This window comes from Cohaesibacter haloalkalitolerans (assembly GCF_003574655.1).
Lineage (GTDB): Bacteria > Pseudomonadota > Alphaproteobacteria > Rhizobiales > Cohaesibacteraceae > Cohaesibacter > Cohaesibacter haloalkalitolerans.
The window spans coordinates 157,058-183,772 of record NZ_QNUM01000004.1 but is presented as its reverse complement, the minus strand read 5'-3'; the positions used below and the strand labels follow the sequence as shown (position 1 = coordinate 183,772).

Below are 26,715 nucleotides of genomic sequence, written 5' to 3'. Positions count from 1 at the left end.
CATGGTTGACAACCGAATGGTACAGACGTCATATTTAGAATAATTCTAAATTAAGGTTATCCCCACATGGTCTTGAGTCTTTTCACCAACAGCAAACGGTCCTTCACGTCCCTGTCCGAGCGGGAAGTGTTGGCGCTGGCAATTTCCTCCGAGGAGGACGATGCGCGCATCTACAGGGCTTACGCTGAGCATTTACGCACCGATTATCCGCAATCCGCCAAGATCTACGAAGATATGGCCGCCGTCGAGGATCAGCACCGCTGCAATCTCATCGAGATGTACAAGAGCCAGTTTGGCGACGTCATTCCGCTGATTCGACGGGATCATGTCCGTGGCTTCTATGATCGCAAGCCCGACTGGCTGATGAAGTCACTGTCGCTGGAAAAGATTCGCAATGAGACGATTGCGATGGAAGACCAGTCCGCCCGTTTCTATCGCGCAGCGATTGATCAGGTCAGCAATGCCGACACCCGCCGGCTGCTTGGGGATCTGGCATTGGCCGAAGAAGGGCACGAGGACATTGCCCGCGAGCTTCAGGACGAGCACACCCCTGATGCTGTCAAGGACGACGAGGCAAGCCACGAGCACAAGCAGTTCGTGCTGACATGGGTACAGCCCGGTCTGGCCGGTCTGATGGATGGCTCCGTTTCAACCCTGGCGCCAATCTTTGCTGCAGCCTTTGCGACGCAGGATACCTGGTCTACCTTTCTCATCGGTCTTTCTGCCGCCGTTGGTGCCGGTATTTCCATGGGCTTTACGGAAGCAGCCCATGATGACGGCAAGATCTCCGGTCGCGGCTCACCGCTCAAACGCGGCATCGCATCCGGCGTGATGACCATGGTCGGTGGCCTTGGTCACGCGCTGCCCTATCTCATCCCCTATTTCTGGACTGCAACGATCATCGCCGTGGTGATCGTGTTCATCGAGCTTTGGGCAATCGCCTGGATCCAGAACAAATATATGGAAACCCCGTTCATGCGCGCCGCCTTCCAGGTCGTGCTTGGTGGTGCCCTCGTGCTGGCTGCCGGTATCGTCATTGGCAGTGGCTGAGGGGTGACAGGGTCTCCTGTTCCTGATCAGGCCTGCCCGACGGTTGCCAATAGGCGCTGTCCGGCGGGCCTTTTTGTGACTGGTCGGCACGGGCTGTCAGGAAGGCCTTCCCCCGTCGGGCTCTTCAACAGAAAGTGATCTCGGGCGGGCCGTCCTAAAGCGAAGGGCGAATTGCACAATTGTCGCACCCTTTGCTACGCTTTCCTTCCAGAAGCAAAGTCCTCACAAGGGTTCGTATCCCGGGCACGTTGTGTGAGGCCGAAGGAGAGACACCATGGCACCTACTTCATACCAAGGCCCTCGCGCTGAGCATCAAGGCCAAAAAAGCATGTCACAGGACGCCCATATTGCCTTTGAGCATGCTTATTCCCAGACGACTGTCGGGGAACTTCTCGCCGAGAAGGAGAGTGTTGTCTTCTCGGTCACCGTGACAACGAGCCTTGCTGCGGTGATTGCAGAGCTGGATATTCACAAGATCGGCAACATGCCCGTGGTTGACCTCAATACCGGTTTGGTTGGGGTTGTGTCTGAACGTGACGTGATGCGGGCGATTGGAGAGTTCGGGGAAACCGCGATGGCGCGGCCGGTCAAGGACTTCATGACGCGCAATCCGAGAACCTGCTCACGGGAAGACAAGATTGTCGATGTCATGCGGATCATGACCGAAAGCCGCTTCCGCCATATGCCTGTGGTTGATGGCGCTGCGGTTGAAGGGGTGATCTCCATCCGGGACATTGTCATGCACCGGGTCAAGGAAGTGGAGTTCGAGACCCTCCGCCTCAAGCAGCTGATGGTTGGCTGATCCGGCGTATCAAGGGGCTTGATGGCCTTGCTCTCCTGTTCCTCCGTTCAGGGGAGCAGGGGTGAGTTGTCCAATGGCGGGCCTTACCCCCAAGATGGGAGTGATCCACAGCCGCCCCTTGCCCGTATGTCTCTCAAAAGGAGGCAGGACGGAATGACAATATCTGACCAAGGTAAATGGCGACGGGTCTGGATTATCGGCGCGAGCTCGGGCATGGGGGCGCGGCTGGCGGTGCTGTTTGCCAGAGCCGGTGCAGAGGTGATCGTCAGTGCCCGCAGCGCCGACAAACTTGACGAGCTATCCCGGCTCCACGAACGCATGGTTGCGCTGCCGCTGGATGTGCAGAATGGCGAGGCGGTCGCAGAAGCCATCAACCAGCTTGCCAGCAATGACCAACTGCCTGACCTCACCGTCTATTGTGCCGCGGTTTACGAGCCGGGCGGTGTGGAGGCGCTAAGCCATTACGAGGCGACGCGCCACATGCAGGTCAACTATCTCGGTGCTGTCGGTGTGATTGCAGGACTTTTTCCCAGACTGAAGCAGCAGGGACGCGGCGGGATTGCGATCGTTTCCTCGCTCACCTCCTATTGTGGTCTTCCGATGGCCGCTCATTACGGCCCGACGAAGGCGGCGCTTGCCAGCCTTTGCGAAACGTTGAAGCCGGAATTCGATGCCGCGGGCCTGGTGTTGCATCTGATCAATCCCGGTTTTGTCAAAACGCCGCTGACGGCCCGCAACAGCTTTCCCATGCCCTTCCTGATGTCCGATGAAGCAGCTGCACAGCGTATGTTTGATGGGCTTTGCAAGAAGGCGTTCGAAATCGCCTTTCCCTTTCCCATGGCTTTGGCGTTGCGCCTGCTGCGTTCCTTGCCCTATTCCCTGTATTTCCTTTTGATGAGGAGACTGATCTCTTGACCTCCGACCTGTCTCACAGAAAAAAAGTCGCTCGGCGCTATGCCGACTATTTCGAAACCCTGCGGCCGGACAGCATTGCCGATGTCGATGTTTTGATCAGCGATGATGTTCATTTCGTCGACCCGTTCAATGATGTGCAGGGCCGGGAGACGTTTCACCGGATCATCGAGAAGATGTTCGACGATGTGCAAGAGCCGCGCTTTCACATTCTGGACCTGTCATGGTCGGAGCAGAGCAATGATCTCTGTCTGATGCGCTGGGATTTTTCCTGCAACGCGCCGGTCATTGGCGACTGGACGGTTCGCGGTGTTACCGAAATACGCTTCAACGAGGATGATGTCATCTGCGCACACTATGACTATTGGGATGCGAGTCGGCATTTCTATGCCCGCCTGCCGATCATTGGTTGGCTGTTGCGCAAGGTGGCGCAAAAAGCGAGTCTTTAGGGCAGAGCTATCGGAAGGCTGAGGCAGGGAGAGGCGGTCCTGTCGACATAAAAAGGGGTTTGAAGGCCCCTTTTTCTTTTTCTGATCGATCGGTCCGTCGATGGCCCCTATGCCGGTCTCTCGTAGCAGTAATGACCAACATTGATCGTGTCATTGGCAAATCCCGCTTCGCAATAGGCCAGATAGAACAGCCACATGCGCTTGAACCGCTCGTCATAGCCGAGTTTGGCGATCTGCGGCCATTGGGCGAGAAAGGACTTGCTCCAGCGGGCAAGGGTCTTGGCGTAGTCCGGGGCAAAGGTTTCCTTGAAAACCGGTATCAGTCCAGCCTTGCGTGCGTGGTGGTCAAGATGATCCTCGGTTGGCAGCATGCCTCCTGGGAAGATGAAGGTCTGGATGAAATCTGCACCGGAGCGATATTGTTCGTAGCCCTTCTTGTCGATTGTGATTGCCTGCAGGGCGGCGCGGCCTCCGGGGCGCAAATTGTCATGCAGTTGCCGGAAATAGGTCGGCCAGTGCTCTTCGCCCACTGCCTCGATCATTTCGATGGAGGCGATGGCGTCATACTGCCCCGTCTCATGACGATAGTCGCGCAGATGGAAGCGGGCCAGCTCTTCGAAACCGCCGGATTTGGCGCGGTCGACCGAATAGGCCAGCTGTTCGGTCGACAGGGTGAGGCCTTCCACCTTGCAGCCCATGTTGGCTGCGCGCTCGGCAAAGGCTCCCCAGCCACAGCCGATTTCCAGAATGGTCTGGCCGGCACGGGCGTTGCTCAGCTCCAGCACGCGATCCAGCTTGCGGATCTGGGAATCTTCCAGCGTCTCGCTCTCGCTCGTGCGATAGGCCGATGAATAGGTCATCGTCGGATCGAGCCAGAGTCGGTAGAAGTCGTTGCCCAGATCATAGTGGAACGAGATGTTGCGGCGGCTGCCGCGAATGCTGTTGGCACGGGTCAGGTGCTTGAGATGGGCGATCCATCGGGCGACTTTGCCATGGGCGTAAAGATTGTTGTAGATCGAACGGTTCTTCAGACACAGATCGAACAGTTTCGCCAGATTGTCACAGCTCCAGTGCGCTGACATGAAGCTTTCGGCGACGCCGAGCATGCCGCCGCTGATGATGCTCCAGAGCGTGCGATTGTGGTGAATATGAACGTGTACCGATGGCTCCCGTTCGTTGCCGGTTCCGAAAACGAGCGTTTCTCCATAAGGAAGTGTGAATTCCAGGCGTCCATAGTCGAGACCGGAGAAAATCGGGCTCAGGAAGCGTTGCCAGACGTGCCGCTGCATGGCGGGCACAATCGGACCTGACAAGGAACCAGACCGATCAACCTCAGTGTGCGAAAAGTTCTTTTGCAGACTCATTGATGCAATCCTTTACCAATTACCGAGCGGTGAAGAGCTGAAACGGGGTCGGTGGGCAAAGGGGGGCGTTTGTGGAATGGAGCGCCCTTGCGCCACAATTTCAGGGCCTCAAGGTGTATGGCTGCCAGGATCTTCCAACCGCTCTGCATGAGCCTAACAAATGTGACAAGCAGATTTCCAGTGCTAAATGCCATTTTTTTTGCGGCAAAGGAGGCCATCAGGGAGGATGGCTGATCGCCATGCAGGGTGATCTGGTAGGACAATTTGTCGTGTGGCAGGCGAATGGAGAAATCATATTGCCCCTTGATGTCCAGAAATGGTGATACGTAGAATCTCTTTTTTCCTTCGTGGTGCAGTCGGGCGGATTGTGACAAACTGGCATCCTCCTCGGTCAACCGGTAGAGATAGTGATGACGCTCCCCGAAGGTGTTGTTGACCTGATAGAGAATGGCTTTGAGCCTGTCGCTGTCATCGCAGCAGAAGAAGATCGAGAGGGGATTGAAGGCTCGTCCGAGCACCCGCGGGAAGGCGAGGATGCTGAAGCGGGTCGGGCGTTCGGCAGCATCGGGAAACGCCCCTGAATTGGCAATGAGGTCGGCGACATAGTCGCCGAGGCTGTCAAACGGGCCCTCAATGTGATCGGCCTCGTGAAAGCTCATGAGGTTGAGGCGGTTGACGGAAAAGAGTACCGAGCGCCTGTCCGCGTCCCCGAGGGCATCGAGCGGCAACAGTAGTGAGGTCACCCGGTAGGCAAGTCGATGGTTGACTTCACCCTCGCGCACATGCGTGACAATTCCCTCATAGAGGCAGACATCGGGAGCAAATCTGAGGTCCTGTTCCGCCATCATGCCGTTGCCGCTTTGCTGGCCGACGAGCCCGACCTGTCCGGGCCCGTAAGCGCAGGGGAGGAGACGCAGATGCGGTTCGAGGGATTGTTCAGCGACCATGGACGGCTGACACCGCCCAGCTGTTCTGCGACAGCGAGGCCTGCCTGAATGCCATCCTCGTGGAAGCCATAGCCGAAATAGGCGCCGCAGAACCAGGTGCGCCGGTTGCCTTGCAGGCGCCAGATCCTCTTCTGGGCTTCGATCGCCTGCATGGAAAAGACCGGGTGATGATAGAGCTGGGTGCGTAGAACGGTGCCTTCGGCCGGTTGCGCAATGGGGTTGAGTGTGACGAACAGATCGTCCTTTGTGGCCAGCGGTTGCAGCTTGTTCATCCAGTAGGTCACACAAAGCCGGGGATCGGTGTCTTCCGCGTCGGAGCGGGCGCCGCTATCCTGAATATAGTTCCAGCTGGCCCAAGCGGCGCGGCGGCGCGGCATCAGGGAAGGATCCTTGTGCAGGATGGCGAGATTCTTGTGATAGGGAATGGCAGCCAGAGTGGCGCGCTCTTGCTCGTCGATGTCGCCTTGTCCCGCACCAAGGATCTGTAGCGCCTGATCGGCGTGGCAGGCCAATACGACATGGTCATAGCGCTTTTCCGGCCCCTGACGCGTGCGGATGGTCACCGAGCCGGGGCGACGAACCAGTTCCGTGATTGCCTGGTTGAGGTGAATGTCACCCGAGACGAGCGCCGAGATCTTTTCGACATAGCGCCTTGAGCCGCCGGGGATGGTGCGCCACTGCGGCCGGTTGCGAAACTGCACGAGGCCATGGTTGATGGAAAAGCGCATGAAGGCCTCGAAGGGAAACTTCATCATCTCTTCGGAAGGGATGCACCAAATGGCCGCGCCCATGGGCACAAGATGATCGTGGATGAAGGCATCCGAATAGTGGTTGGCCTTGAGATAGGCTTCCAGCGTCATGGATTTTGGGTCCTGCTGACCGGAGGCGGGAGAGAGGATGTCGCGCGGGGCTTCCATATAGAAGCGCCGTATGTCCGTCAGCATTCTCAGGAAGCGCGGGTTGAGGGCATTGGATGGCTTGGCAAAAAGACCCTTGAGACCCTGGCCGCTATATTCCTGATCACTGTCGCGCAGCGAGGCGGAGAAGGACATGTCCGATGCTGCCGTGTCGACCTGAAGGTGATCGAACAGGCGGGTGAGATTGGGGTAGGTCTGCTCATTGTAGACGATGAAGCCGGTGTCAACATCCACCGGTCCGCTGGACGTCATGACCCTTTGGGTGTTGGCGTGGCCGCCGAGCCGGTCGTCCTTCTCGTACAAGTCGACGGTATGGTTCCGCGACAGAAGCCAGGCCGCCGAGAGGCCGGAAATCCCTGATCCGATAACTGCAATCTGCATGGTGAACTCCGCGATTTTTCTTCTTGTTCGTATGAGCCGCGCAAGTGGATCACATCCGATGGGCGATGATGTTTCATCCTACACCAGATTTTTTCATGATCAGGTCTGACTTTCTGTGATCCGTTTTTTCCCTTAATCAGTAGAAGGCATGAGACCTATTTTTGGATGGATTTGACAATGACAATGGTGCAAGCTCTCTGCAAAAGTTCAAAGGGAGGCGGGAGTATGACCGCTGGCCAGCTCAGTGCCTTGCTTGTTGCGTTGGGGGAAACGCATGATCGGGATGCCTTCCGGCAGTTGTTTGATCATTTCGCACCCCGCCTGAAAAGTTTCTATCTCAAAGCTGGAACCAGTCCGCAGATGGCGGAAGAGCTGGTTCAGGAAACCTTCACCCAGATCTGGCGCAAGGCTCATCTCTACATCCCGGAGAAGGCCGCTGCCTCGACCTGGATCTTCACCATTGCGCGCAATCAGCGCATCGACCGGCTACGCTCGGAAAAGAGCTTTGTCTACAAGGATCAGGCCTATTTCGCGGCAGAACTTGTATCGGACGAAGCCCAGACCACCGAGGTGCATCGCAACGAACTGGTCGAGCGCGTGTCCAGGGCCCTGTCGCTGCTGCCCAGCAATCAGGCCGAAATCGTCAGCATGGCCTTCTATGATGACGCAACCCATGCCGAGATTGCCAAGACGCTTTCCCTGCCTCTTGGTACGGTGAAATCCCGCATGAGACTGGCCTTTGCGCGCCTTAGAAATATCCTGTCGGAGGTGGAAGCATGATTCACCATCACTTGAGCGATGAAATGATTCTGGCCTTTGCCGCAGGTAGCCTCTCCGCCGGGCAGGCGATGGTTGTTGCCTGCCATCTGGATCTCTGTCCTGACTGCGCGGCCCGTGTGGCCGAGGCCGAGGTGATCGGTGGCGCGATGATCCAAGAGGTCGAACTCAGTCCGGTGGCTGATGAGCTGTTCGAGCAGATCATGTTGGATGTCAACGAAGGCCAGAGCTTTCCCGAGCCGGAAGGTCCATTGGCCCCTGTTCCGGAACAGGACCAGATGCTGTGTGATCCAACCGATTTGCGGGTGCCGCGATTGCTGGCCAACATGATCGGCAGTGACTTCGATGCCGTCCGCTGGCGCACCGCCGGGCCGGGTATCAAGCAGTATCTCTTGCCCCTGCAGGGCTCGGAAGGCGAGAAGGTGCGGCTTCTGAAGCTGTCGCCAGGCTTTGTGACGCCCGATCACAGTCACCATGGTAGCGAGCTGACACTGGTGCTCAAGGGGTCTTTCTCCGATGACGCTGGCCGCTATCGGGTTGGTGATATTCAGGATGCCGAGGAAGATATGCATCATCAGCCGATTGCAGACACCGAAGAGGATTGCATCTGTCTGGTCTGCACCGACGCTCCGCTTGAGTTCAAGGGTGTGATCACCCGTCTGTTGCAGCCGATCATCGGCATATGATGGGTCTGGTGGCGGGCTGATAATCGGACATTGTTATGGAACATATTTTTCCGGGCGCAGGTGGCGCGGGAGATTTCAGCGTGCTGATCTGGTCGCCGGTTGGACAGTGTTGCTCGCTTTTCCCTCGGCTGTGCGAGACCCTGTCCGGCATGAAGGTCAATAGGGAGATTGAGCCGTGAGCGACATTGCCATTCACTGGTTTCGTCAGGATTTGCGCCTGTCCGATAATCCTGCGCTGTGCAAGGCGATCGAGAAGGGGGCGGTATTGCCGGTCTACATTCTCGACGACGAGACTGCCGGGCGCGACGCCATGGGCGGGGCGAGCCGCTGGTGGCTGCATGAGGCCCTCTCGGTGCTGAATGAACAGCTCGGTGGGCATCTGCGCCTCTTCAGGGGAGATGCCCGCATCATAGTTCCGGCTCTGGTCGAGGTCTATGGCGCACGCACAGTGAGCTGGACTCGCTGCTATGAACCCTGGCGGGTGAAGCGGGACAAGGAGATCGCTGCCCGTCTCGAAGCCATGGGATGCGCCAGCGTTCGCGTCAATGGATCGCTGTTGTGGGAGCCTTGGGCAATCCGCAAGCAGGACGGTGGGCCCTACAAGGTGTTCACTCCCTTTTTTCGCAAGGGCTGCCTGCAGGCTCCGCCTCCGGCTGCTCCCATGGATGGGCCCGAGGGCATCCCCTTTGCCAAGGCGAAAGAAGATGGTGCCGTGCCGCTCGAAGGCCTCGGCCTGCTTCCGGACATTCCATGGCACAAGCAGATGGAGCCGCATTGGGAGATCGGCGAGGATGGGGCTCAGAGGGCGCTGGGTCGCTTTCTGGATGAGGGGTTGCGCGGATACAAGTCGGGTCGTGATTTTCCCTCACGGCCCAACGTGTCCCGCCTGTCACCCTATCTGCATTGGGGGCATGTTTCTCCCAACCAGATCTGGCACGCGCTGGAAGCGATTGAGGGCGATGGTATCCCGGCCTCGGACGTGGACCATTTCCGCAGTGAGCTAGCCTGGCGCGAGTTTTCCTATTCGCTGCTCTATTACAACGAAGAGCTGTCCCATGTGCCGCTGCAGTCGAAATTTGCCGACCTTGAATGGCGTAATGACCCTGAGGTGCTTGCAGCCTGGCAGATGGGGCAGACGGGTATTCCGATTGTCGATGCGGGCATGCGTGAGCTTTGGCAGACCGGCTACATGCACAATCGGGTGCGGATGATTGTTGCATCTTTCCTGATCAAGAACCTGCGCACGGACTGGCGGCTCGGTGAAGCGTGGTTCTGGGATACGCTGGTGGATGCGGATCTGGCCAACAATGCGGCGAGTTGGCAATGGGTAGCAGGCTGTGGTGCCGACGCTGCACCCTATTTCAGGATTTTCAATCCGGTGTTGCAGGCCGGGAAATTCGATCCCGATGGCCTCTATATCCGCACCTATGTGCCGGAGCTCTCGCAATTGCCGAACAAATATCTGTTCCAGCCATGGACTGCCCCCGGGGATGTTCTGACTGGAGCTGGTGTTCGCCTTGGTGACACCTATCCTCTGCCGATTGTCGATCTCAAGGCCAGCCGGGACGCGGCACTTGAGGCCTATCACGCGCTTGGCTAGGCGGTAGCGATTTCCTTCCACCGACAAGAGCGATCAGGGTGGCCCGATGGGTGCCCATGAGATATAGATGGGTTATCGGTTCGATTGCCATGAGCTGCCGTCTGGTGGGCGCCTTGGTTCGTGCACGTCCTGCCTCGTTGCATTCATTCTTCAATTCATTGTCTTTCGGGAGTTCGCCATGTCGCTTTTTGATGATCGCCTCTGCTCGCTTGGGGAAGGGCCGCTCTGGCACCCGCTGCGCAAACAGCTGTTCTGGTTTGATATCATGGGCAAGGCGCTGCTAACCCGCGTCGGCGACAGGACGCAGCAATGGAACTTTGATGACTATGTCAGCGCCGGTGGCTGGGTTGATCACGACAGGATCCTGATTGCAAGTTCGACCTGTCTGTTTGTCTTCAATCTGGAAACCGGTGAACAGCAGCGGCTGTGTGATCTGGAAGCGGACGTGCCGGGCAATCGCAGCAATGATGGCCGCGCCGACCCCTATGGCGGCTTCTGGATCGGCACGATGGGGCTGAAGACAGAGCAGGGAGCCGGGGCCTTTTATCGCTATTATCGTGGCGAGCTGCGCAAGCTCTATGGGGACATTTCCGTCAGCAATGGCACCTGCTTTTCTGTCGATGGCAAATGGGCTTTCTTCACCGATACCCGCAGCCGCCTGATGCATCGAGTGGCGCTGGGCAAGGATGGCTGGCCGGTGGGCGAGCCCGAGGTCTATCTCGATTTTCGCAAGGAGAATATCAATATCGACGGGGCTGTCTGCGATGCCAACGGCGCGATCTGGATTGCCCACTGGGGTATCCATGCCGTCAGGGCCTATGCTTCGGATGGCTCAATCCTGCATGAAGAGACCTACCCGGTGAGCCGTGTTTCCTGCCCGGCCTTTGGCGGTGAGGGCTTCTGCACACTTTTTGTCACTTCCGCCCGGAGTGGCGCATCGGAAGAAGAACTGGTCCAGCAGCCGCTGGCCGGAGCGACCTTTGCTACAAAGCTCGATTTTGTCGGTCAGGCCGAACATCAGGTCATTCTCTGAGACAGCGCTCTCTGGCTTTCATCGCTGCTCTTTGGTGCTGCGTCTCGTTCGGGGGGCATTCCAACGCAATCTGCCGTCCTGCAAGCGCCAACCCGGCGGCCGTTGTTGGCTGGTCGGCATCGGGCTCGTAATGGGCAAGGTCCGCCACTGCCGGTGGTTGTGCCTTGAACTGCTGGATCCTGTCCCTTACCGTTTTCGGTGGCAGGGCGAAAAACTGGCGACAGTTGCGAGCCATGGAGCGATAGTCCGGGAAACCTGCGGCTAGGCTTGCCTCTTCCAGATTGCGGTCCGGTGCGTCCATCAGCAGGTTGAGCAGGTGGATGAAGCGATTGCAGACGCAGAGATCGTGCGGCGTCAGGCCTGCCATTTCCGGCAGGATGCGCTCGAAGCTGCGCCATGACAGGGCATGCTGGCGCACCAGCCCCTCCAGTGCCTTGCGGCTGGTGGCTTCGGCCAGATGCGGGTCAGCAAAGATCGTCAGGATCTTGTTGCGGGCCAGATGCTCCGGGTCGGTCAGGGTGAACTCGCCCTGCCGCTGATACTGGCGCAGCACCAGCACGAAAAACTCCACCAGATGCGCCATGGCTGTGTATTCCGAATAGTCGTCGGAACGGAAGGTTTCCATGTCCAGCAGGTCGGCAAGGCTCTTGAGGCGGGCGTAGGCGGTATAGTCGGTGAACAACTGGCTGCGCGAAGACTGCAGGGCGTGGAAATCCTCGATGAGACTTGTGAGTTTCGGGAAGCTTTCAATCAGTCGCTCATGTTCGAAGAAAATGTTGAGCAGCCGCAAGGACGAAACCATCGGGTAGGCGTGGGCGTCGTCGGCGCGCAGATAGGTCACATTGCCCGGCAACAGCAGCTGGAAACGACCGTCCATGAAGGTCACTCCATGGCCCTTTATGATATAGGCCACCTCGTCAAAATCATGATTGTGAAGGGGAAACAGTGGCTGCGGGTCCCTGCGGGAAATCTGGATTGGCAGCCAAAGGTTATGGAAATAGCGCGACCGGGTGACTTTCGTCAGCTGGTCTGGAAAGGCGATATCAAGGTGGAGCTGGGAAAGCATCGGGCCCTCGTTTCTGCCTGAGGCTGATGCCTCTGATGACATGTTCTGGTCATTCTACGCCATCAAACTGAAAAATCCACCCATTTCAACCCTGTCTCTTCAACGTCATTCATGGTGAATTCGCAGCAAGGAAGAGAGCATACGTTGCGAATTTAGGAGGATAGTATGGTGTCTGGGGCCGTTTTGGCGGTTGATCTGGGCGCATCGTCCGGGCGGGTTGTCAGGATCACGCTGGCGGATGGTCGACTGTCGCTGGAGGAGGTCAACCGGTTTCCGCATGGACCGACCCTCAGCGGCGATCATCTGTGCTGGGATCTCGACTATCTGTGGGGCGGCATTCGCGCCGGGTTGGCCAGGGCCTTTGCCGAGACGCCATCCCTTGCCGCCATCGGGGTGGACAGCTGGGCGGTGGACTTTGTGCCCGTCGATGCGGACGGCAACGCGCTGTTGCCGTTTGTCAGCTACCGCGACGCCCGCACCGAAGGCATCATGCCGGAGTTTTATCGCAACAGTGGCATCAGCAATCACGAGCTGTTCGAGAAGACGGGTATCCAGTCGCTGGAGCTCAACAGCCTCTATCAGCTCTATGCCCTCAAGGGGCAGCCTTTGGAGAGCTACAGCCGTCTTGACCGGTTCATGTTGCTACCGGACTGGATCCATTTCCAGCTGACCGACATCTGGTCGAGCGAATACACCAATGCGACCACCACCCAGATGCTCAGCGTCCACGACCGGGACTGGGATCCGGATCTGTTGCAACAGGTCGGTCTGCCCGCCAGGGTGATGCCCCGCATTCGCAATGCTGGCGATGTGCTGGGGCCGCTCAAGGCGGACTGGTGCTCCGAATGGGGGCTTCCCACAGGCGCCGGCCAGGCACCGAAGGTTGTGCTATGCGGCACCCATGATACTGCCTCGGCGGTGGCTGCTCTGCCCTCCCTGACCAGGGGGCCGTATTTCATTTCCATGGGAACATGGGCACTGGTGGGGCGCGAGGCTCTGGTGCCGGATCTGTCCGACTATGCCTTCCGCCATGGCCTTTCCAACGAAGGCGGGGTGTTCGATACCTATCGCCAGCTGCGCAATGTTTCCGGGCTCTGGCTGATCCAGCGAGTGCGCGAGGAAATGGCGCCCGACAGTGATTTTGCCGACTGGGTTGCCGATGCGGAACAGGCCGAACCGGGGCGGTCGCTGATCTATCCGATGGATGATCGCTATTTCCGCGCCCTGTCGATGGTCGAGGAGATTCAGGCCGCCTGTCGCGAGACCGGCCAACCGGTTCCGACCAGCCGGGGCGAGCTGGCCCGCTGCATCTTCGAGAGCCTGGCGCTCAACTTCGCCGACGTGCTGGAAGACTTTGCCAAGGGCGAGCCGATCCCCGAGCTGCACATCGTCGGCGGTGGCGGACGCAACGCCCTCTTGTGCCAGTTGACCGCCGACTTCCTAGGCAGGCCGGTCATTGCCGGACCGTTCGAGGCCTCGGCGCTGGGCAATGCGGTGGTGCAGATGATCGGCCTTGGCTGGATTGCCAATCTTGAGGAAGGCCGCCGGATCATTCGCGACAGTGAGGATCTGCCGCGCTATCAGCCGCAGACCTCGCGCGCCCAGACAGACATTCGCCAGCGCTATCACGCGCTTTTTGACAGACAGAAGGAACAGGCCAAATGACACGCCTAGACTATGATGCCGCCCGCGACGCCTTTGCGGAATGGGGCGTTGATGCGGAAGCCGCCATGCAAACCCTGGCCGGCATTCCCATTTCCATGCATTGCTGGCAGGGAGATGACGTCGTCGGCTTTGAAGACAATGAAGGGGGCAGCGCCGGGGGCATTCAGTCAACCGGCAACTATCCCGGCCGGGCCCGCAACGCTGCCGAGTTGCGCGCCGATCTGGAGTTCGCCTATGGCAAGCTTCCTGGCAAGCATCGCCTCAGCCTGCACGCAAGCTATCTCGATACGGACGAGAAACCGGCCCGTGACGAACTCGATTACCGCCACTTTGCCAGCTGGGTGGACTGGGCTAAGGACAACGGCCTCGGGCTCGATTTCAACCCGACCTTCTTTTCCCATCCCAAGGTGCACGAGAATCTGACGCTTTCCCACCCGGACAAGGGGATCCGCGATTTCTGGATCCGTCATGGCCAGTGCTGCCGCGCCATCGCCGCCAAATTCGGCGAGGAACTCGGCACGCCATGCGTTGACAATATCTGGGTGCCGGATGGCTACAAGGATACGCCGGTCGACCGTCTGGCGGCCCGCGAGCGACTGGAAAGCGCCATCGACGAGATGATCGCCACGCCGTATGATCCGGCCCACATGCTGGACGCGGTCGAAAGCAAGCTGTTCGGCATTGGCGTCGAGGCCTGCACGGTGGGCAGCCATGAATTCTACATGGGCTATGCCATCCGCAAGGGCACGCTTTTGTGCCTCGACATGGGCCATTTCCACCCGACCGAGAATATCGCCGACAAGCTGTCGTCGGTTTCCCTGTCGGTCAAGGAAATCCTGCTGCATGTCAGCCGTCCGATGCGTTGGGACAGTGATCATGTGATCCTGCTCAATGACGACATTCTGGCCATGGCGCAGGAACTGGTATTCGGCAATCTTCTGGGCCGCACCCACATCGGGCTCGATTTCTTCGATGCGACCATCGCCCGGACCTCCGCCTGGGTGATCGGTACGCGCAACATGCAGAAGGCGCTGCTGCGGGCGCTGCTGATGCCGCAGGCTGAACTCAAGGCTATCGAGACGAAGCTCGACTTCACCCAGCGCTTCCTGATGACCGAGGAGCTCAAGGATCTGCCCTATGGCGTGATCTGGGATGAGTTCTGCGCCCGCAACAATGTTCCAACAGGCAAGGCGCTGATCGCCGACCTCAACAGCTATCAGGCCAGTGTGGCCGCTCGCGGATAAGGATTTCGCACAATGACTGTATTTTCGCACCCGATCCCCTTTGTTCAGCAAGTCGCCTCGCTGGCACGCCTGTGCTGGGAAATGGGCTGGAACGAAGCCAACGGTGGCAACATCTCCTGGCGTCTGCCGACCGATGAAGTGGAAAGCGTGCTGGCGCGCCGCTATCCGAATGTGACACCGGCCGAGCCCGTCAAGCTGCCGCAGCCGCAGCCAACACTGGACGGGGAGTATTTCATTGTCACCGGCACCGGGCAGTATTTCCGCCACGCAACAGAATTCCCCGATCAGGTTTTCGGCATTGTCCGGATTGTCGAGGGCGGTTCGGCCTATCAGACCGTCTGGGGCTTCAGCAACGGCGGGCGGCCGACCTCGGAATTTGCCACCCATCTTGCCGGTCATGCGGTGCGCAAGCGCGTCTCCAAGGGCCGCGAGCGGATCATCATGCATTGCCATGCGCCCGAGTTCATCGCGCTCAGCTACATCCTGCCGCTGGACAGCAAGGAGCTGACGATGGCACTGTGGACCAAGATGCCCGAATGCATTGTGATCTTCCCCGATGGCGTTCGCATCGTTCCGCCGATGCTGCCCGGCACCACGGACATTGCCGATGCATCGATCAAGGAAATGGAGCACGGCCGGATCATCTCCTGGACCCACCACGGCATCTTTGCCTCGGAAGCAACCCCGGATTCCGTCTTCGGTCTTGTCGAGACCATCGAGAAGGCCGCAGGCATTCACCGCAAGGTGCTGTCCGCAGGCGGTGAACGACAGACCATCTCCAATGACCTTCTCACCGAACTGTCGGTCTATTTCGAAAGGCTTCTCGTTCAGAAACCTGAGATTCCGGGTAACGACTGAGATACCGGGATTGCTGTCGGCCGGACTTTTCGCGTCTGACCGGCCGGCGGCATGACGCGTTTTGCTTCAATCTGCCTGATGGCATTGCCCACACGTGAGCCTGTCCCCCCATTAAAATGGCTGGCTCTGGCCATCTCCTCCCAGAGATTGGAGCAAAAAGAAGCCCGCAAGTCCTGCACTTGCGGGCTTCGTGCCATTCAGGACACCTTGGATTTTGGGGTTGGGGACGCGGTCCTGAGTTTGCTGCAGCTTGCGATCATGAGGCTATCGGCAATTGCAGCTTGGCAAGTTCAGCGGCTTCATCGGCTGAAGCATTGTCGTGGATGACCGAGCGGCAGGCCTTCATCAGGGCCAGCGGGTCGTCGGACTGGAAGATCGAGCGACCGAACAGGATGCCTGCGGCACCGGCGTTGACGATCTGGGAAACCAGATTGAGCGTGCCGTAGTCGCTGTCGGTCCTGGGACCACCGGCGAGCATGATGGGCACCGGCAACTGGTTGGCGATGGTCTTGAGGGCTTCGGGGCTGCCCGGCCAGTCGGTCTTGATGATGTCTGCACCCATTTCCACACCGATACGGGCATGGAAGCCGACGAATTCGCCATCGTTGATGTCGGCGGCAAGGGCGTGGCGGGCCCCCATGGTTTCGATGATATGGACGATGCCGCGCTCGCGGGCTGCGGTGTTGACGTCGGCATTGGCACGGAAAGCAGCGGTTTCAACATCTGGATCATTGTGGCCAACGAACAGATAGGTGATCACGGCTTCGGCGCCGAGGGCAACGGCGTCATCAACCGAGGCGATGAGGCGGGTGTAGCCATCCTTGTAGGCCAGCGGGGTGCCTTCGCGCCACATGGTGGTCTGGTCGAGACGCAGGATGAGAGCCGGGCCACCATTGCGCACCAGATGCGGACCGTAATGAAGGGCCGAGCCGAGCGGCAGGATGACAGCATCTACGCCAGCTTCCGCCATATAGTCGAGCATCAGTTCGGGTTGGTCCATTCCCTTGCATGTTCCCAACTGCAACGAATGGTCAAAGGCGATGCAGAAGCCCCGTTGCGTTTTCGGATTCAGGATGCGGGAGAGGCGCACTTGCTGGCCCAGTTTCTGAAGCATTGCTCTTATCCTTGCTAAACGAGATCGAAATCAATTCTCGAAAGATTAAGTCGTTGTTTTGTGGCGTCATCCAGTTGGCGGTCTATGAAAAGCTTGTCGAATTCAGTGAGATCGGCGAACTGGGTGAGGGCACGTGTCTTGAATTTTCGTGAGGTCAACAGGAGCGCCTTGCGTTCGGACGCTGCCATGAGGGCGCGTTTGACGCGGACGATTTCCTGATCCTGATGAAACAGCCGATTGTCGATGACCGACGAGGCGGACATGAAGACCCAATCGGAACGGAGCTGGCTGAGCGCCTGTTCGCAGATCAGGCCGGAAAAGCTCTTGTGAGTGTCGCTGTAATTGCCGCCGGTCACGATCAACTGGACGTTGGACGATCCCTTCAGCCGTTCGCACACGGCGAGGGAATTGGTGATCACCGTGACATTCTCGATCAACTCGATATGCTCGCACATCAACAGGGTTGTCGTGCTGTCATCCAGCATGATGGCGCTGCCCGGCTCGATCAGTTCGGAGGCGGCGCGGGCCAGCTCCCGTTTGACGCTTTCATCAGTCTGGCGGCGGTAGTGAAAATTGCTTTCGAACAGCAGCGAGCTCTCGGCGGTCGCACCGCCCCGCTCCTTGCGCAGAAGACCCCGGCTTTCCAGAAGATCCAGATCCCGGTGAACTGTCATGCGGCTGACGCCCAGTTCTCTGGCCAGATGATCAAGCTGCACGGTCTTCTGGCTCTGGACCATCGTCAGGATCTGCTGACGGCGATCTTCCGCCTTCATCGGCTGCTTGCCGTCGGCGTCCTGCAACTCGGCTTCTCGACTGGATGATGTTTTGGAACTGGCCATGACTATTTCCCACTCATAACGCGCCCGAAGAAGTTATCTTCTCCCACCTGGCCACCTTTAAGAGAAATCTCGGTGCCGTCGATAGCACTATCGGCGGAATGGACGCGGCAGAGCGGTGCACCCGGAACGAGCGGACCGGCTACTTCGAGATTGGTGATGCCCATGGCTGAGACGGCGTGGCTTGAGCTGTCACCGCCCGCCAGAATGGTACGTTTGAGGCCGGTTGCCTTGATGGCATGTTTGAGAATGCGGCCGGTGGCAGAGCCCATGACGGGGGAGCTGTCCGCCGACGTCAGGCCCTTGCGTTCGAGGGCTGCACGGGTTGCGGCAATCTGTGGATCATTCGGGCCACGCGCCGTGTGAAGGACGATGCCCTTGTGTTCTGAGGTGAGCCGGACCAGTTCTTCAGCCAGCCGCATTTCCTCTTCCTCGCCCTTTTCGACCAGTGCTACCGTATCGATCGCGCTGACGAAGAAGCCGTTGGCCTTGGCCCACTCGATCTGCCGGTCGGTGGTTGGCGAGCAACTGCCGCAGATGGCAATCGTGCGTTCGACCGGACCGCGCGGCAGCGGCGGTTCGACCAGCGGCAGGGTGCCCTGTTTGGTAAGATAGTCGGCCAGCGCATATTCAACGCCTGAAGACCCGACCACGAAGGTCGGCTGCAACAGGCTGCGTTCATGCAGCAGCTGTCCGGTTCTGGTGGTCGTGGCATCGTCGAAAGTGTCGAGGATGACCGCGTCATTGTCCTCGCACAGTTTGGCGAAGGCTTCGGAAGCGTTGTCGGCCAGCATGCGGCGGAAATCCATGCCCTCGATCTTGCGGCCGGTCTGGCGCGCCAGATGCACTCGCAGGTCGGCTTCATTCATCGGGGTGGATGGATGCTTGCTCATGGTGGGGTGACGGTCGATGCGGAAAGCCTCGCTGTCTCCGGCGACACTGGCGGCGGCGAACAGGTTGGAAAAGACCACATAGCGCTTGAGGCGGGTGACGCCGACAACGACCGGCACGGCGGTGCCGAAAATGTCATGGCCCAGCTCAATTGCCTTGCCGATGTTGCCGATGGTCGGGGCAGAATCGAATGTCGAGCAGGTCTTGTAGTGACAGATCGGGGCGCCAAGGGCCTTCAGCCCGGCAAAACTTTCGCGCAGGTGAACGTCCATCCATGCCGGTGACTGGCTGCGGCTGGTGCCGGCAACGCCGACGGCGCGGATATGCGGGTAGGCTTTCAGGTCGTCCACTGTGGGTGGGGACAGAAAGAGCATGGCCGGAATGCCTGCCATGGTGACGGATTCCAGTGCATCGGTCGAGCCGGTGAAATCGTCGCCATAAAAGGAAAGAAGCAAATCCTGCTTTTCGCCTGAAACTGTCATGATCTGAATAGGCCTCTGCATTAAGGAAAGGAGGCGATCGTCACGCCTTGGATAATCGATTTGTATCACAAAAATCACGATAGACAACAGCCTTGGCGTAAAATATAACAGATATCATGTTATGTTTATCATCGCAGGGTGTGTATAATGCACTCAGAGGCATGCCCCATGCGGGCGAGTGGCAACGTTTGGAGTTGAAGATATGAACAAGATTGGTCTGACTATGGGTGATCCTGCGGGCATCGGGCCGGAGGTTATTTGCAAGTCCTTGCAGGATATGACGGCAGAAGAACGGGCCGGGGTGATTGTTATCGGTGATCGTCTGTTCATGGAGCGGGCCCGTGACATGATCGGTGCGGACTTTCAGTTTGTCTCGGAAGGCGAGGTTCCAAGCGGCGCTGTGCCGCTGGTGCAGGTGGATGCGCCGAATGCCGAATCCATCCGTCCTGGCGAGATCCAGCCAGATGCCGGGGAGGCTGCCTGCCGCTGTGTGAAAAAGGCGGTGGATATGGCGTTGGCTGGGGAAATCGATGTGGTTTGCACGGCGTCCCTGCACAAGACGGCGTTGCGGGAAGCTGGTTACAATCTCAGTGGGCACGCCGGATTGCTGAAGCTTTTCACTGGCGTGAAAAAGAATTTCGCCGTTTTGGCCGGGCCAAAACTGTCGGTTATCCACGTTTCCACCCACATCTCGCTGGCTGATGCCGTGCGCTATTGCACGACGGAAACCGTGCTGGAAACCATCCGGATTGCGAACCAGCATGTTCTGACCACTGGCGTTGCCGAGCCGCGGATCGGGGTGGCTGGAATCAACCCGCATTGCGGGGAAAACGGCCATTATGGCACTGAGGACGATACCCAGGTGATCCCGGCAATTGAAGCTGCGCGGGCTGAGGGAATCAACGTGACGGGGCCGATTCCTGGCGATATCGTGTTTGAACAGGCGATCGAGGGGCGGTTCGATATTGTCGTGGCCCAATATCATGATCAGGGGCACATTCCTGCCAAGCTGATTGGTGGTCATGACTGCGTGAACATCACCGCCGGTCTGCCGATCCTGCGGACATCCGTTGACCACGGTACGGCCTTCGACATCGCCTGGAAGGGCGGTCTTGCACGTCCCGGCAACATGAAAGCTGCCATTGCCATGGCGCGTCGCATGAAGCCTGTTAAGTGATGTTCTTCGATCTCACGTGATGTGTGAGATATTGGTATTTGTCACGCCAAATATGTGATATTACCATAGTCAGAATTAAGTAAGCCCCCTCAAACGGCGTTTGAGGGGGCTTTTTTATCAACAGGCTTGTTGTGATCTTCTGGGGCTTCTTAAACCTAGATCGGGAAGTCTTCCGGAGCGGTATAAGGCAGTGTGGAAAGATCCGGGAACGGACGGATCGGGTCGCTGCCATCCCAGTTGATGCTGGCGTCGCGAATGGTCTTGAAAAGCGTGCCTTTTGGCCCGTTTACCTCAGATAATTCAATGACCGTGCCCGGATGAAACTCGGTTTCGAAGTAGCAGTAACGGCCGTCATCTCCCACTGCACCGTTCATGCCGACGGTCAGTCCCTGCTTGGTCAGGCGGGCCAGATCTTCGGTGTAATTGCGCGTCCAATAGGCGAAATGCTGCGCTCCTGTGCGGCCTGCGTTGAGAAAGTCGAGGTACATGGAAGGCGCATCATTGAGCTGTTGCACAAGTTCCATTTGAATATACCCAGAATTTGCCAGGGCAACCGAACGCTCGATAGGGGATAATTCGCCTTTATAGTAAAAGTCCTTATCAGCGATTTTTTCTGCGTAAAACCAAGGGCCTATGCCAAGTGTCTTGGACCAGAACTCCATTGCTTCTTCAATATTCCTGACGACATAGCCGATCTGGCGGACCTCACCGAAGAACCTACTCATTTTTTAACTCCCGAGAGAATAAAACATCTATGGACAAGGAACGTAACAGATATTATGTTACAAATCTAGAGGCGTCACGCAGTTGCGAACTGAACCCATATTTGATGCCTTATTTAGGGAGAAGAAAACATGGCAATCATTAGCAGACGAAATCTGTTGAAGTCCGCAGCCCTGGCCGTTCCGGCCACATTGGCAATGCCGCATATCCGTGCAGAGGCAAAATCCAAGTTTGTTTATAAATATGGTAACAACCTTCCTCTGTCTCATCCGTTGAACGTGCGCGCTGCCGAGGCTTCCAAGCGAATCAAGGAGGAAACCAACGGCGATTTCGATATCAAGATCTTCCCAAGCAACCAGCTTGGCGGTGATACCGACATGCTCAATCAGGTCCGTTTCGGCGCGATCGACTTTTTCACCCCGTCTGCTCTCGTGATTGCAACGCTCGTGCCTGTTGCTCCGATCAACGCAGTGGGTTTCGCATTCCCTGATTATGACCATGTCTGGGCGGCCATGGATGGCGACCTTGGCGGGTTCGTCGGTGAGGAAATCGAAAAGGCCGGCCTGCACATGATGCGCACGGTCTGGGACAACGGCTTCCGTCAGCTGACTACCTCCGAGGCTCCGGTCAACTCTCCGGAAGACCTGCATGGCATCAAGATCCGCGTGCCGGTCAGCCAGCTGTCCATCAGCCTGTTTGAAGCTCTGGGTGCTGCTCCGACCAGCATGCAGTTCTCCGAGGTTTACACCTCCCTGCAGACGCATGTCATGGACGCTCAGGAGAACCCGCTGCCGATCATTCAGACCGCCAAGCTCTATGAAGTCCAGAAATATGCCATGCTGACCAACCACATCTGGGACGGCTATCTGTTCGTTGCCAGTGGTCTGACCTGGAAACGCCTGCCTGCCGACATCCAGAAGATTGCAGAAGACATCCTCAACGACTGCGGCCTGAAGCAGCGCGATGATATCGCCAAGCTTAATGATTCTGTTCGTGCTGATCTGGAAGCCAAGGGCATGACCATCACGCAGCCGGATCCGAAGCCGTTTGTTGAAGCTCTGAACAAGACCGACTTCTATTCCAAGTGGCAAGAGAAGTTTGGTGACAAGGCCTGGAGCCTTCTTGAAAAATACTCTGGCAAGCTCGGCTAAGGATTAGTTATGTCGACTATCGTTGAAACGAATTCGGAAGATGGACTGTCCTCTTTTCGTGACTTTTGCGCAAAGCTTGAAAAATGGATTGCGCTCGTTGTCGAAATTCCTGGGGCCATTTTCCTGGGGTTGGAGGTCGTGGTTCTCTTTGCTGGCGTAGCATTTCGCTACGCCCTGCATTCCCCACTGGTCTGGTCGGATGAATTGGCTACCATCCTGTTTTTGTGGCTGAGCATGTTCGGGGCCGTTGTGGCTCAACACAAGGGTGGCCACATGCATCTGACTGTGGTTGTCGGATTGGCGCCAAAACGCTGGCAATCCCGTATCAACACCCTGGCATCCATGTGTGTCATCCTGTTCCTGGGATTGCTCGTACCACCCGCCCTGGAACATGCCGAAGGTCAGATGATGATCACTACTCCGGCCCTTCAGTTGCCGGATACGGTGCGCTCGGCGGCGATGTTCGTCGGTCTGACCCTGATGATGATTGTTGCCATTCTGCAGCTCGTGCAGAAGGTCAAAATCTCGGATCTGATCTTTGGTGCGGTGGTGATCGCTGTGTGCGGTGTACTGCTGACGGTCTTCCTGCCGCAGCTTGAGGAAATGGAAAACTTCAACCTGATCATCTTCTTCGGCATCGGCCTTGCTGCGCTGGTGTTCGGCGGAGCACCCATCGCGGTTGCCTTTGGTCTGGCCACGGTCGTCTACCTCAAGTTCATGACCTACATGCCGATGGTTATTGTGATCAGCCGTATGGACGAGGGCATGTCCGGTTTCGTGCTGCTGTCGATCCCGCTGTTCGTGCTGCTTGGTCTGCTGATCGAGGTGACGGGGCTGGCTGCGGCTCTGGTCAACGTGCTGGCGGCGCTGGTTGCCCACTTCAAGGGCGGCCTGTCCTACGTGCTCGTCGGTGCGATGTATCTGGTTTCCGGTATCTCCGGTTCGAAGGCTGCCGACATGGCTGCCATTGCTCCGGTGCTGCTGCCTGAAATGCAGAAACGTGGCAAGGAACCGGGCGAGCTCATCGGCCTGCTGTCTTCCTCTGCAGCCATGGGTGAAACCATTCCGCCGTCCATCGTGCTCATCACCGTGGGGTCGGTAACGGGTGTTTCCATTGCGGCCCTGTTTACGGGTGGCCTGATCCCGGCAGCTCTTGGTGCCATCGGCCTGCTGATCGTTGCCTACTTCCGCTCTCGTGATGAAGACGTCACGGAAGCCAAGCGGGCCAGCCGCAAGCAGATCGTGCTTGCCCTGCTGAATGCGCTTCCTGCCTTCCTGCTGCTTGCGGTCATCCGCGTGGCGGTGGTGGCCGGTATCGCGACGGCAACCGAAGTGGCCACCGTTGGTATCGTCTATACCTTGCTGGTCTCGATCCTGCTCTATCGCAAGTTCCCGGCAGCCAGAATGTGGAAGATGCTGTGCAACTCGCTGGCGCTGTCCGGTGCGATCATGATCATTCTGGGCACGGCGACCGCCATGGCCTGGGCGTTGACCCAGTCTGGCTTCTCCCATCAGCTTGCTGCCATGATGGAGCAGATGCCTGGTGGTGCTGCCGGATACATGGCGCTGTCGATCGTGGTCTTTGCGATCCTTGGCAGTGTGCTTGAAGGCATCCCGGCGGTCGTGGTGTTTGCTCCGCTGCTGTTCCCGATTGCTCTGGAACTCGGTATCGGTGGTGTGCACTATGCCATCATGATGGTTCTGTCCATGAGCCTTGGCCTGTTTGTTCCGCCTCTCGGCATCGGCTTCTATCAGGCCTGTGCGATTGGTGGCATCGAGCCCGACAAGGCGATGAAAGCCATCTGGCCCTACATGTTCGCCATCCTCGTGTCGGTGATCATCGTGGCCTGCGTTCCGTGGGTGACCGAACCCTACTTCTGATCGCAAGATCCGGTCTGAAATCAAATGCCCGCGTCTTTTGCAAGGCGCGGGCATTTTCTGTTTTGGGGACTGTTCGCTTTGGTCTTCTCGATCGGCGCGCTTTTAAACGTCTCTCACCATGGAGACGGACTTGATCATCGCCTGCAGCCGGTCTCCGACCCTTAAATCGAGGGCATGAAGGCTCTTTCTGGAAATGCGGGCGATGAGGGTCTGGCGGTCTAGATCCTCCCCCAGTCCGAGGAAGACGTTGGTCATGTGCTGGCCAAAGGACTGGATCGTCTCGATGGTTACCGACGGTGTGTTGAGGATCGAGGATGTTCCCTCCGGCATGTGGCGGGACAGGGCCACGTCGCTGGCTTCGATGCGGAGGCGCACGGAGCGTCCGATGGGGCCCTTGACACCGGGGATCTGAAAACGTTGTCCCGACACCACGATGGTGCTGATGCCAAAGGCATCGTCCATGGCGGTGAGAGTGCCGGTGAGAACCGAGGCAGCTTCGGGCATGCTGGAGAGGGAAAGGCTCGGGTCGGACAGCAGTGTTTGCAGAGAGCCTGCGGCTTTCACCTTGCCCATTTCCATCAGCACCATCTGGTCGGCGAGCCGCTCGACCTCGGTGATGTCATGGCTGACGTAGAGCATGGGAATTTTCAGCTCGTCATGCAGGCGTTCCAGATAGGGCAGGATCTCGTTCTTGCTGAAGCGGTCCAGCGCTGCCATGGGTTCGTCCATCAGCAGGATGCGCGGGCGGGACAGCAGCGCGCGGCCAATGGCGACCCGCTGACGTTCGCCGCCGGAAAGCTTGTTGGGGGAGCGCCTGAGCAGCGGGCCAATGCCGAGCAGCTCGACCACATCGGCCTGATTGAGAACGGTCTGATCCGGGGCAGGGGCCGAGCGGCTGCGTTTCTGGCCGTAGATGAGATTCTGCTCGACCGACAGGTGGGGAAACAGGCTTGCCTCCTGAAAGACATAGCCGACGGGGCGCTTGTGGGCGGGCAGGAAGCTTTCGCCATCCTGCCAGACCTCGCCCTTGAGCGAGAAATAGCCTTCCTTCATCTGGTTGAGACCGGCAATGCAGCGCAAGACGCTGGTCTTGCCGCAGCCGGATGGGCCGAACAGGGCGGTGACGCCAGATGCGGAAAGCCTGAAGGATGCGTCGAGTTCGAAGGCGCCCTGAAGGCCCTTGAAGCTGGCTGTGATCATCTCTGGCTGGTCGGTGAGGGTGCGGCTCATTGCATGCGCCTCCTCAGACGCTTCTCGATTGTGGTCGTGCTGAAGATGACGAGGAAGGAGAAGACGAGCATGCCGCCTGCCAGAATGTGGGCCTTGTTCCATTCCAGCGTCTCGACATAGTCATAGATGGCAATGGACAGGACCTTGGTCTCGCCGGGGATGTTGCCGCCGATCATCAGCACCACGCCGAATTCACCCACTGTGTGGGCAAAGCTGAGAATGGTGCCGGTGATGAGGCCCGGTCTTGCCAGCGGCAGGACGACGGAGAAGAAGCAGTCCAGTGGCGAGGCGCGCAGGGTGGAGGCCACCTCAAGCGGCCGCTCGCCGATGGCTTCGAAGGCATTGCGCACCGGCTGCACCATGAAGGGCAGCGAATAGATGATGGAGGCCACAACCAGCCCTGCAAAGGTGAAGGGCAGGGTGTGGCCAATAACCGAGGCGATGGAGCGCCCCAGCAGGCTGTTTGGCCCGAGGGCCAGCAGCAGATAGAAGCCGAGGACGGTTGGCGGCAGCACCAGAGGCAGGGAGACCAGCGTCCCGACCACCTCTTTCCACCAGCTCTTTGACCGGGCCAGCCACCATGCGATGGGGGTGCCGATCAACAGCAGCAGAATGGTGACGGTTATCGCCAGCTCCAGTGTCAGGGTGATCGCTTCCAGCACTGTGTTTCTCCCTTCCTCGGCCTTGTCAGGCAGGATTCGGCAATGGGTTATTCGACACCATAGCCGAATTTGAGAATGATTGCCTTGGCCGTGTCGCTCTTGAGGAAGGCAAGGAAGGCCTTGGCGGCTTCATCATCGGCGCCGGTCTTCAACAGAACGACGTCCTGCTTGATCGGTGTGTAAAGGTCAGACGGCACGACCCACTGCGAGCCTTCCTTGCTGTCCACCACCTGCGAGAGGGCGACAAACCCGAGCTGGGCGTTGCCGGAGGCGACAAACTGATGGGTCTGGGAAATGCTGTCCCCTTGCACCAGAGCATCCATGACGGCGGATGGAACCTTCAGGTTGGCGAGCGTTTCCATGGCTGCCGCACCGTAAGGAGCCGTCTTGGGGTTGGCGATGGCCAGTTTGTCGAACTTGTCCGGTGACTGCAGAACTGCGCCTTCACTGTCGACGAGAGCCGGGTCTGTGCTGTACAGCACGATCTTGCCCTGAGCATAGGTGAAGCGGGTGTCTGCAACGGCAAGGCCTTCCTTCTCGGCCTTGATCGGGCGGGCCTGGTCGGCGGCAAGGAACAGCGAGAAGGGGGCGCCGTTGGCGATCTGGGTGTAGATCTTGCCGGTCGAGCCGAAGCTGAGGACGGCGGTGTGGCCGGTTTCCGCTTCGAAGGCCGTGGCGATTTCCTTGGCTGCGGCGGTGAAGTTGGCTGCGACAGCCACTTTCGTTTCGGCCGCCTGAGCGGCTGCGCCGATGGTGAGCGAAAGGGCCAGGATCGAGGCGGACAACAGAGACTGGATTGATGGCTTCATGGAACAGT

26 protein-coding genes are annotated in these 26,715 nt (G+C 58.3%); 15 read left to right on the top strand and 11 right to left on the bottom strand.

From position 1 onward, the window contains the following. Nucleotides 1-66 precede the first annotated feature (66 nt). The 4 genes from mbfA to DSL70_RS11490 all read left to right on the top strand — a co-directional run bounded on the left by mbfA (nucleotide 67) and on the right by DSL70_RS11490 (nucleotide 3,213). A complete protein-coding gene (gene mbfA / locus DSL70_RS11505; protein ID WP_119308076.1) occupies nucleotides 67-1,050 on the top strand; it encodes an iron exporter MbfA in 984 nt (327 codons plus the stop codon). Between the two features lie 328 nt (nucleotides 1,051-1,378). Next, entirely contained in the window at nucleotides 1,379-1,852 is a 474-nt protein-coding gene (locus tag DSL70_RS11500) for a CBS domain-containing protein (RefSeq protein WP_162916612.1), read from the top strand. A gap of 153 nt (nucleotides 1,853-2,005) precedes the next feature. Next, a complete protein-coding gene (locus DSL70_RS11495) occupies nucleotides 2,006-2,767 on the top strand; it encodes an SDR family NAD(P)-dependent oxidoreductase (protein ID WP_119308074.1) in 762 nt (253 codons plus the stop codon). Next, nucleotides 2,764-3,213: a nuclear transport factor 2 family protein gene (locus tag DSL70_RS11490; RefSeq protein ID WP_205563237.1), complete on the top strand. Its 450-nt coding sequence runs from the start codon at nucleotides 2,764-2,766 to the stop codon at nucleotides 3,211-3,213. The genes DSL70_RS11495 and DSL70_RS11490 overlap by 4 nt, the downstream gene beginning before the upstream one ends. Before the next feature lie 107 nt (nucleotides 3,214-3,320). Here DSL70_RS11490 and DSL70_RS11485 read toward each other — a convergent pair whose 3' ends face one another. The 3 genes from DSL70_RS11485 to DSL70_RS11475 are packed head-to-tail and all read right to left on the bottom strand — an operon-like array spanning nucleotide 3,321 to nucleotide 6,822. Then, nucleotides 3,321-4,577 (bottom strand): SAM-dependent methyltransferase, encoded by a 1,257-nt coding sequence (locus DSL70_RS11485; protein ID WP_119308073.1) that lies wholly within the window; start codon nucleotides 4,575-4,577, stop codon nucleotides 3,321-3,323. Then, nucleotides 4,574-5,425 carry a DUF1365 domain-containing protein gene (locus tag DSL70_RS11480; protein WP_162916610.1) on the bottom strand — a complete coding sequence of 284 codons (852 nt, stop codon included), beginning with the start codon at nucleotides 5,423-5,425 and terminating at the stop codon, nucleotides 4,574-4,576. Before DSL70_RS11480 ends, DSL70_RS11485 begins: the two co-directional genes overlap by 4 nt. Beyond that, the gene (locus DSL70_RS11475; RefSeq protein WP_119308072.1) at nucleotides 5,422-6,822 is read right to left on the bottom strand and encodes an NAD(P)/FAD-dependent oxidoreductase; all 1,401 of its coding nucleotides are present in this window, start codon (nucleotides 6,820-6,822) and stop codon (nucleotides 5,422-5,424) included. The genes DSL70_RS11480 and DSL70_RS11475 overlap by 4 nt, the downstream gene beginning before the upstream one ends. 225 nt (nucleotides 6,823-7,047) lie before the next feature. On the opposite strand from DSL70_RS11475, the gene DSL70_RS11470 reads away from it, so the two are divergent. The 5 genes from DSL70_RS11470 to DSL70_RS11455 all read left to right on the top strand — a co-directional run bounded on the left by DSL70_RS11470 (nucleotide 7,048) and on the right by DSL70_RS11455 (nucleotide 10,918). Continuing rightward, complete coding sequence (locus DSL70_RS11470; protein WP_119308071.1) at nucleotides 7,048-7,602, top strand: sigma-70 family RNA polymerase sigma factor; 555 nt, start codon at nucleotides 7,048-7,050, stop codon at nucleotides 7,600-7,602. Then, nucleotides 7,599-8,285 carry a ChrR family anti-sigma-E factor gene (locus tag DSL70_RS11465; protein ID WP_119308070.1) on the top strand — a complete coding sequence of 229 codons (687 nt, stop codon included), beginning with the start codon at nucleotides 7,599-7,601 and terminating at the stop codon, nucleotides 8,283-8,285. Before DSL70_RS11470 ends, DSL70_RS11465 begins: the two co-directional genes overlap by 4 nt. A 35-nt stretch (nucleotides 8,286-8,320) precedes the next feature. Beyond that, nucleotides 8,321-8,464, top strand: a complete 144-nt coding sequence (locus tag DSL70_RS22245; protein ID WP_162916608.1) for a hypothetical protein — start codon at nucleotides 8,321-8,323, stop codon at nucleotides 8,462-8,464. Further along, nucleotides 8,461-9,885, top strand: a complete 1,425-nt coding sequence (locus DSL70_RS11460) for a cryptochrome/photolyase family protein (protein ID WP_119308069.1) — start codon at nucleotides 8,461-8,463, stop codon at nucleotides 9,883-9,885. Before DSL70_RS22245 ends, DSL70_RS11460 begins: the two co-directional genes overlap by 4 nt. A gap of 178 nt (nucleotides 9,886-10,063) precedes the next feature. Further along, nucleotides 10,064-10,918 (top strand): SMP-30/gluconolactonase/LRE family protein, encoded by an 855-nt coding sequence (locus tag DSL70_RS11455; RefSeq protein WP_119308361.1) that lies wholly within the window; start codon nucleotides 10,064-10,066, stop codon nucleotides 10,916-10,918. On the opposite strand, the gene DSL70_RS11450 is transcribed toward DSL70_RS11455, so the two are convergent. After that, complete coding sequence (locus tag DSL70_RS11450; protein ID WP_162916606.1) at nucleotides 10,908-11,984, bottom strand: AraC family transcriptional regulator; 1,077 nt, start codon at nucleotides 11,982-11,984, stop codon at nucleotides 10,908-10,910. The two genes, DSL70_RS11455 and DSL70_RS11450, sit on opposite strands and share 11 nt — an antisense overlap. A 165-nt stretch (nucleotides 11,985-12,149) precedes the next feature. Here DSL70_RS11450 and DSL70_RS11445 point away from each other — a divergent pair, with 165 nt between their 5' ends. From DSL70_RS11445 to rhaD, 3 genes are read left to right on the top strand one after another with little or no spacing between them, the layout of a single operon-like run. Beyond that, complete coding sequence (locus tag DSL70_RS11445; protein ID WP_119308067.1) at nucleotides 12,150-13,649, top strand: rhamnulokinase; 1,500 nt, start codon at nucleotides 12,150-12,152, stop codon at nucleotides 13,647-13,649. Continuing rightward, the gene (locus DSL70_RS11440) at nucleotides 13,646-14,893 is read left to right on the top strand and encodes an L-rhamnose isomerase (RefSeq protein ID WP_119308066.1); all 1,248 of its coding nucleotides are present in this window, start codon (nucleotides 13,646-13,648) and stop codon (nucleotides 14,891-14,893) included. Before DSL70_RS11445 ends, DSL70_RS11440 begins: the two co-directional genes overlap by 4 nt. Nucleotides 14,894-14,905: 12 nt before the next feature. Further along, nucleotides 14,906-15,751 carry a rhamnulose-1-phosphate aldolase gene (rhaD, locus tag DSL70_RS11435; protein WP_119308065.1) on the top strand — a complete coding sequence of 282 codons (846 nt, stop codon included), beginning with the start codon at nucleotides 14,906-14,908 and terminating at the stop codon, nucleotides 15,749-15,751. 256 nt (nucleotides 15,752-16,007) lie between these two features. Here rhaD and DSL70_RS11430 read toward each other — a convergent pair whose 3' ends face one another. From DSL70_RS11430 to DSL70_RS11420, 3 genes are read right to left on the bottom strand one after another with little or no spacing between them, the layout of a single operon-like run. After that, the gene (locus tag DSL70_RS11430; RefSeq protein ID WP_119308064.1) at nucleotides 16,008-16,865 is read right to left on the bottom strand and encodes a class I fructose-bisphosphate aldolase; all 858 of its coding nucleotides are present in this window, start codon (nucleotides 16,863-16,865) and stop codon (nucleotides 16,008-16,010) included. A 14-nt stretch (nucleotides 16,866-16,879) separates the two neighbouring features. After that, on the bottom strand, nucleotides 16,880-17,704 hold the full coding sequence (locus DSL70_RS11425; RefSeq protein WP_119308063.1) for a DeoR/GlpR family DNA-binding transcription regulator: 825 nt from the start codon (nucleotides 17,702-17,704) through the stop codon (nucleotides 16,880-16,882). 2 nt (nucleotides 17,705-17,706) lie between these two features. Continuing rightward, a complete protein-coding gene (locus DSL70_RS11420; protein WP_162916605.1) occupies nucleotides 17,707-19,074 on the bottom strand; it encodes a four-carbon acid sugar kinase family protein in 1,368 nt (455 codons plus the stop codon). 202 nt (nucleotides 19,075-19,276) lie between these two features. Here DSL70_RS11420 and pdxA point away from each other — a divergent pair, with 202 nt between their 5' ends. After that, complete coding sequence (gene pdxA, locus DSL70_RS11415; protein ID WP_119308061.1) at nucleotides 19,277-20,251, top strand: 4-hydroxythreonine-4-phosphate dehydrogenase PdxA; 975 nt, start codon at nucleotides 19,277-19,279, stop codon at nucleotides 20,249-20,251. A gap of 155 nt (nucleotides 20,252-20,406) precedes the next feature. On the opposite strand, the gene DSL70_RS11410 is transcribed toward pdxA, so the two are convergent. Next, on the bottom strand, nucleotides 20,407-20,976 hold the full coding sequence (locus DSL70_RS11410) for a VOC family protein (RefSeq protein ID WP_119308060.1): 570 nt from the start codon (nucleotides 20,974-20,976) through the stop codon (nucleotides 20,407-20,409). 129 nt (nucleotides 20,977-21,105) lie between these two features. Between DSL70_RS11410 and DSL70_RS11405 the strand changes: the two genes are divergently transcribed. Both DSL70_RS11405 and DSL70_RS11400 read left to right on the top strand, forming a co-directional pair. Then, nucleotides 21,106-22,125 carry a TRAP transporter substrate-binding protein gene (locus DSL70_RS11405; RefSeq protein WP_119308059.1) on the top strand — a complete coding sequence of 340 codons (1,020 nt, stop codon included), beginning with the start codon at nucleotides 21,106-21,108 and terminating at the stop codon, nucleotides 22,123-22,125. A gap of 9 nt (nucleotides 22,126-22,134) precedes the next feature. Then, a complete protein-coding gene (locus tag DSL70_RS11400; protein ID WP_119308058.1) occupies nucleotides 22,135-24,006 on the top strand; it encodes a TRAP transporter large permease in 1,872 nt (623 codons plus the stop codon). Between the two features lie 102 nt (nucleotides 24,007-24,108). On the opposite strand, the gene modC is transcribed toward DSL70_RS11400, so the two are convergent. The 3 genes from modC to modA are packed head-to-tail and all read right to left on the bottom strand — an operon-like array spanning nucleotide 24,109 to nucleotide 26,707. Then, nucleotides 24,109-25,236 carry a molybdenum ABC transporter ATP-binding protein gene (gene modC, locus DSL70_RS11395; RefSeq protein WP_245418187.1) on the bottom strand — a complete coding sequence of 376 codons (1,128 nt, stop codon included), beginning with the start codon at nucleotides 25,234-25,236 and terminating at the stop codon, nucleotides 24,109-24,111. Further along, nucleotides 25,233-25,898: a molybdate ABC transporter permease subunit gene (gene modB, locus DSL70_RS11390; protein WP_119308057.1), complete on the bottom strand. Its 666-nt coding sequence runs from the start codon at nucleotides 25,896-25,898 to the stop codon at nucleotides 25,233-25,235. Before modB ends, modC begins: the two co-directional genes overlap by 4 nt. Before the next feature lie 47 nt (nucleotides 25,899-25,945). Continuing rightward, complete coding sequence (modA, locus tag DSL70_RS11385; RefSeq protein WP_119308056.1) at nucleotides 25,946-26,707, bottom strand: molybdate ABC transporter substrate-binding protein; 762 nt, start codon at nucleotides 26,705-26,707, stop codon at nucleotides 25,946-25,948. Nucleotides 26,708-26,715: the final 8 nt, after the last annotated feature.

Coding starts and splice junctions, on each gene's coding strand:
- mbfA (WP_119308076.1), top strand. CDS start 67: ATGGTCTTGAGTCTTTTCACCAACAGCAAACGGTCCTTCACGTCCCTG.
- DSL70_RS11500 (WP_162916612.1), top strand. CDS start 1,379: ATGTCACAGGACGCCCATATTGCCTTTGAGCATGCTTATTCCCAGACG.
- DSL70_RS11495 (WP_119308074.1), top strand. CDS start 2,006: ATGACAATATCTGACCAAGGTAAATGGCGACGGGTCTGGATTATCGGC.
- DSL70_RS11485 (WP_119308073.1), bottom strand. CDS start 4,577: ATGAGTCTGCAAAAGAACTTTTCGCACACTGAGGTTGATCGGTCTGGT.
- DSL70_RS11480 (WP_162916610.1), bottom strand. CDS start 5,425: ATGATGGCGGAACAGGACCTCAGATTTGCTCCCGATGTCTGCCTCTAT.
- DSL70_RS11475 (WP_119308072.1), bottom strand. CDS start 6,822: ATGCAGATTGCAGTTATCGGATCAGGGATTTCCGGCCTCTCGGCGGCC.
- DSL70_RS11470 (WP_119308071.1), top strand. CDS start 7,048: ATGACCGCTGGCCAGCTCAGTGCCTTGCTTGTTGCGTTGGGGGAAACG.
- DSL70_RS11465 (WP_119308070.1), top strand. CDS start 7,599: ATGATTCACCATCACTTGAGCGATGAAATGATTCTGGCCTTTGCCGCA.
- DSL70_RS22245 (WP_162916608.1), top strand. CDS start 8,321: ATGGAACATATTTTTCCGGGCGCAGGTGGCGCGGGAGATTTCAGCGTG.
- DSL70_RS11455 (WP_119308361.1), top strand. CDS start 10,064: ATGTCGCTTTTTGATGATCGCCTCTGCTCGCTTGGGGAAGGGCCGCTC.
- DSL70_RS11450 (WP_162916606.1), bottom strand. CDS start 11,984: ATGCTTTCCCAGCTCCACCTTGATATCGCCTTTCCAGACCAGCTGACG.
- DSL70_RS11445 (WP_119308067.1), top strand. CDS start 12,150: ATGGTGTCTGGGGCCGTTTTGGCGGTTGATCTGGGCGCATCGTCCGGG.
- DSL70_RS11440 (WP_119308066.1), top strand. CDS start 13,646: ATGACACGCCTAGACTATGATGCCGCCCGCGACGCCTTTGCGGAATGG.
- rhaD (WP_119308065.1), top strand. CDS start 14,906: ATGACTGTATTTTCGCACCCGATCCCCTTTGTTCAGCAAGTCGCCTCG.
- DSL70_RS11430 (WP_119308064.1), bottom strand. CDS start 16,865: ATGCTTCAGAAACTGGGCCAGCAAGTGCGCCTCTCCCGCATCCTGAAT.
- DSL70_RS11425 (WP_119308063.1), bottom strand. CDS start 17,704: ATGGCCAGTTCCAAAACATCATCCAGTCGAGAAGCCGAGTTGCAGGAC.
- DSL70_RS11420 (WP_162916605.1), bottom strand. CDS start 19,074: ATGACAGTTTCAGGCGAAAAGCAGGATTTGCTTCTTTCCTTTTATGGC.
- pdxA (WP_119308061.1), top strand. CDS start 19,277: ATGAACAAGATTGGTCTGACTATGGGTGATCCTGCGGGCATCGGGCCG.
- DSL70_RS11410 (WP_119308060.1), bottom strand. CDS start 20,976: ATGAGTAGGTTCTTCGGTGAGGTCCGCCAGATCGGCTATGTCGTCAGG.
- DSL70_RS11405 (WP_119308059.1), top strand. CDS start 21,106: ATGGCAATCATTAGCAGACGAAATCTGTTGAAGTCCGCAGCCCTGGCC.
- DSL70_RS11400 (WP_119308058.1), top strand. CDS start 22,135: ATGTCGACTATCGTTGAAACGAATTCGGAAGATGGACTGTCCTCTTTT.
- modC (WP_245418187.1), bottom strand. CDS start 25,236: ATGAGCCGCACCCTCACCGACCAGCCAGAGATGATCACAGCCAGCTTC.
- modA (WP_119308056.1), bottom strand. CDS start 26,707: ATGAAGCCATCAATCCAGTCTCTGTTGTCCGCCTCGATCCTGGCCCTT.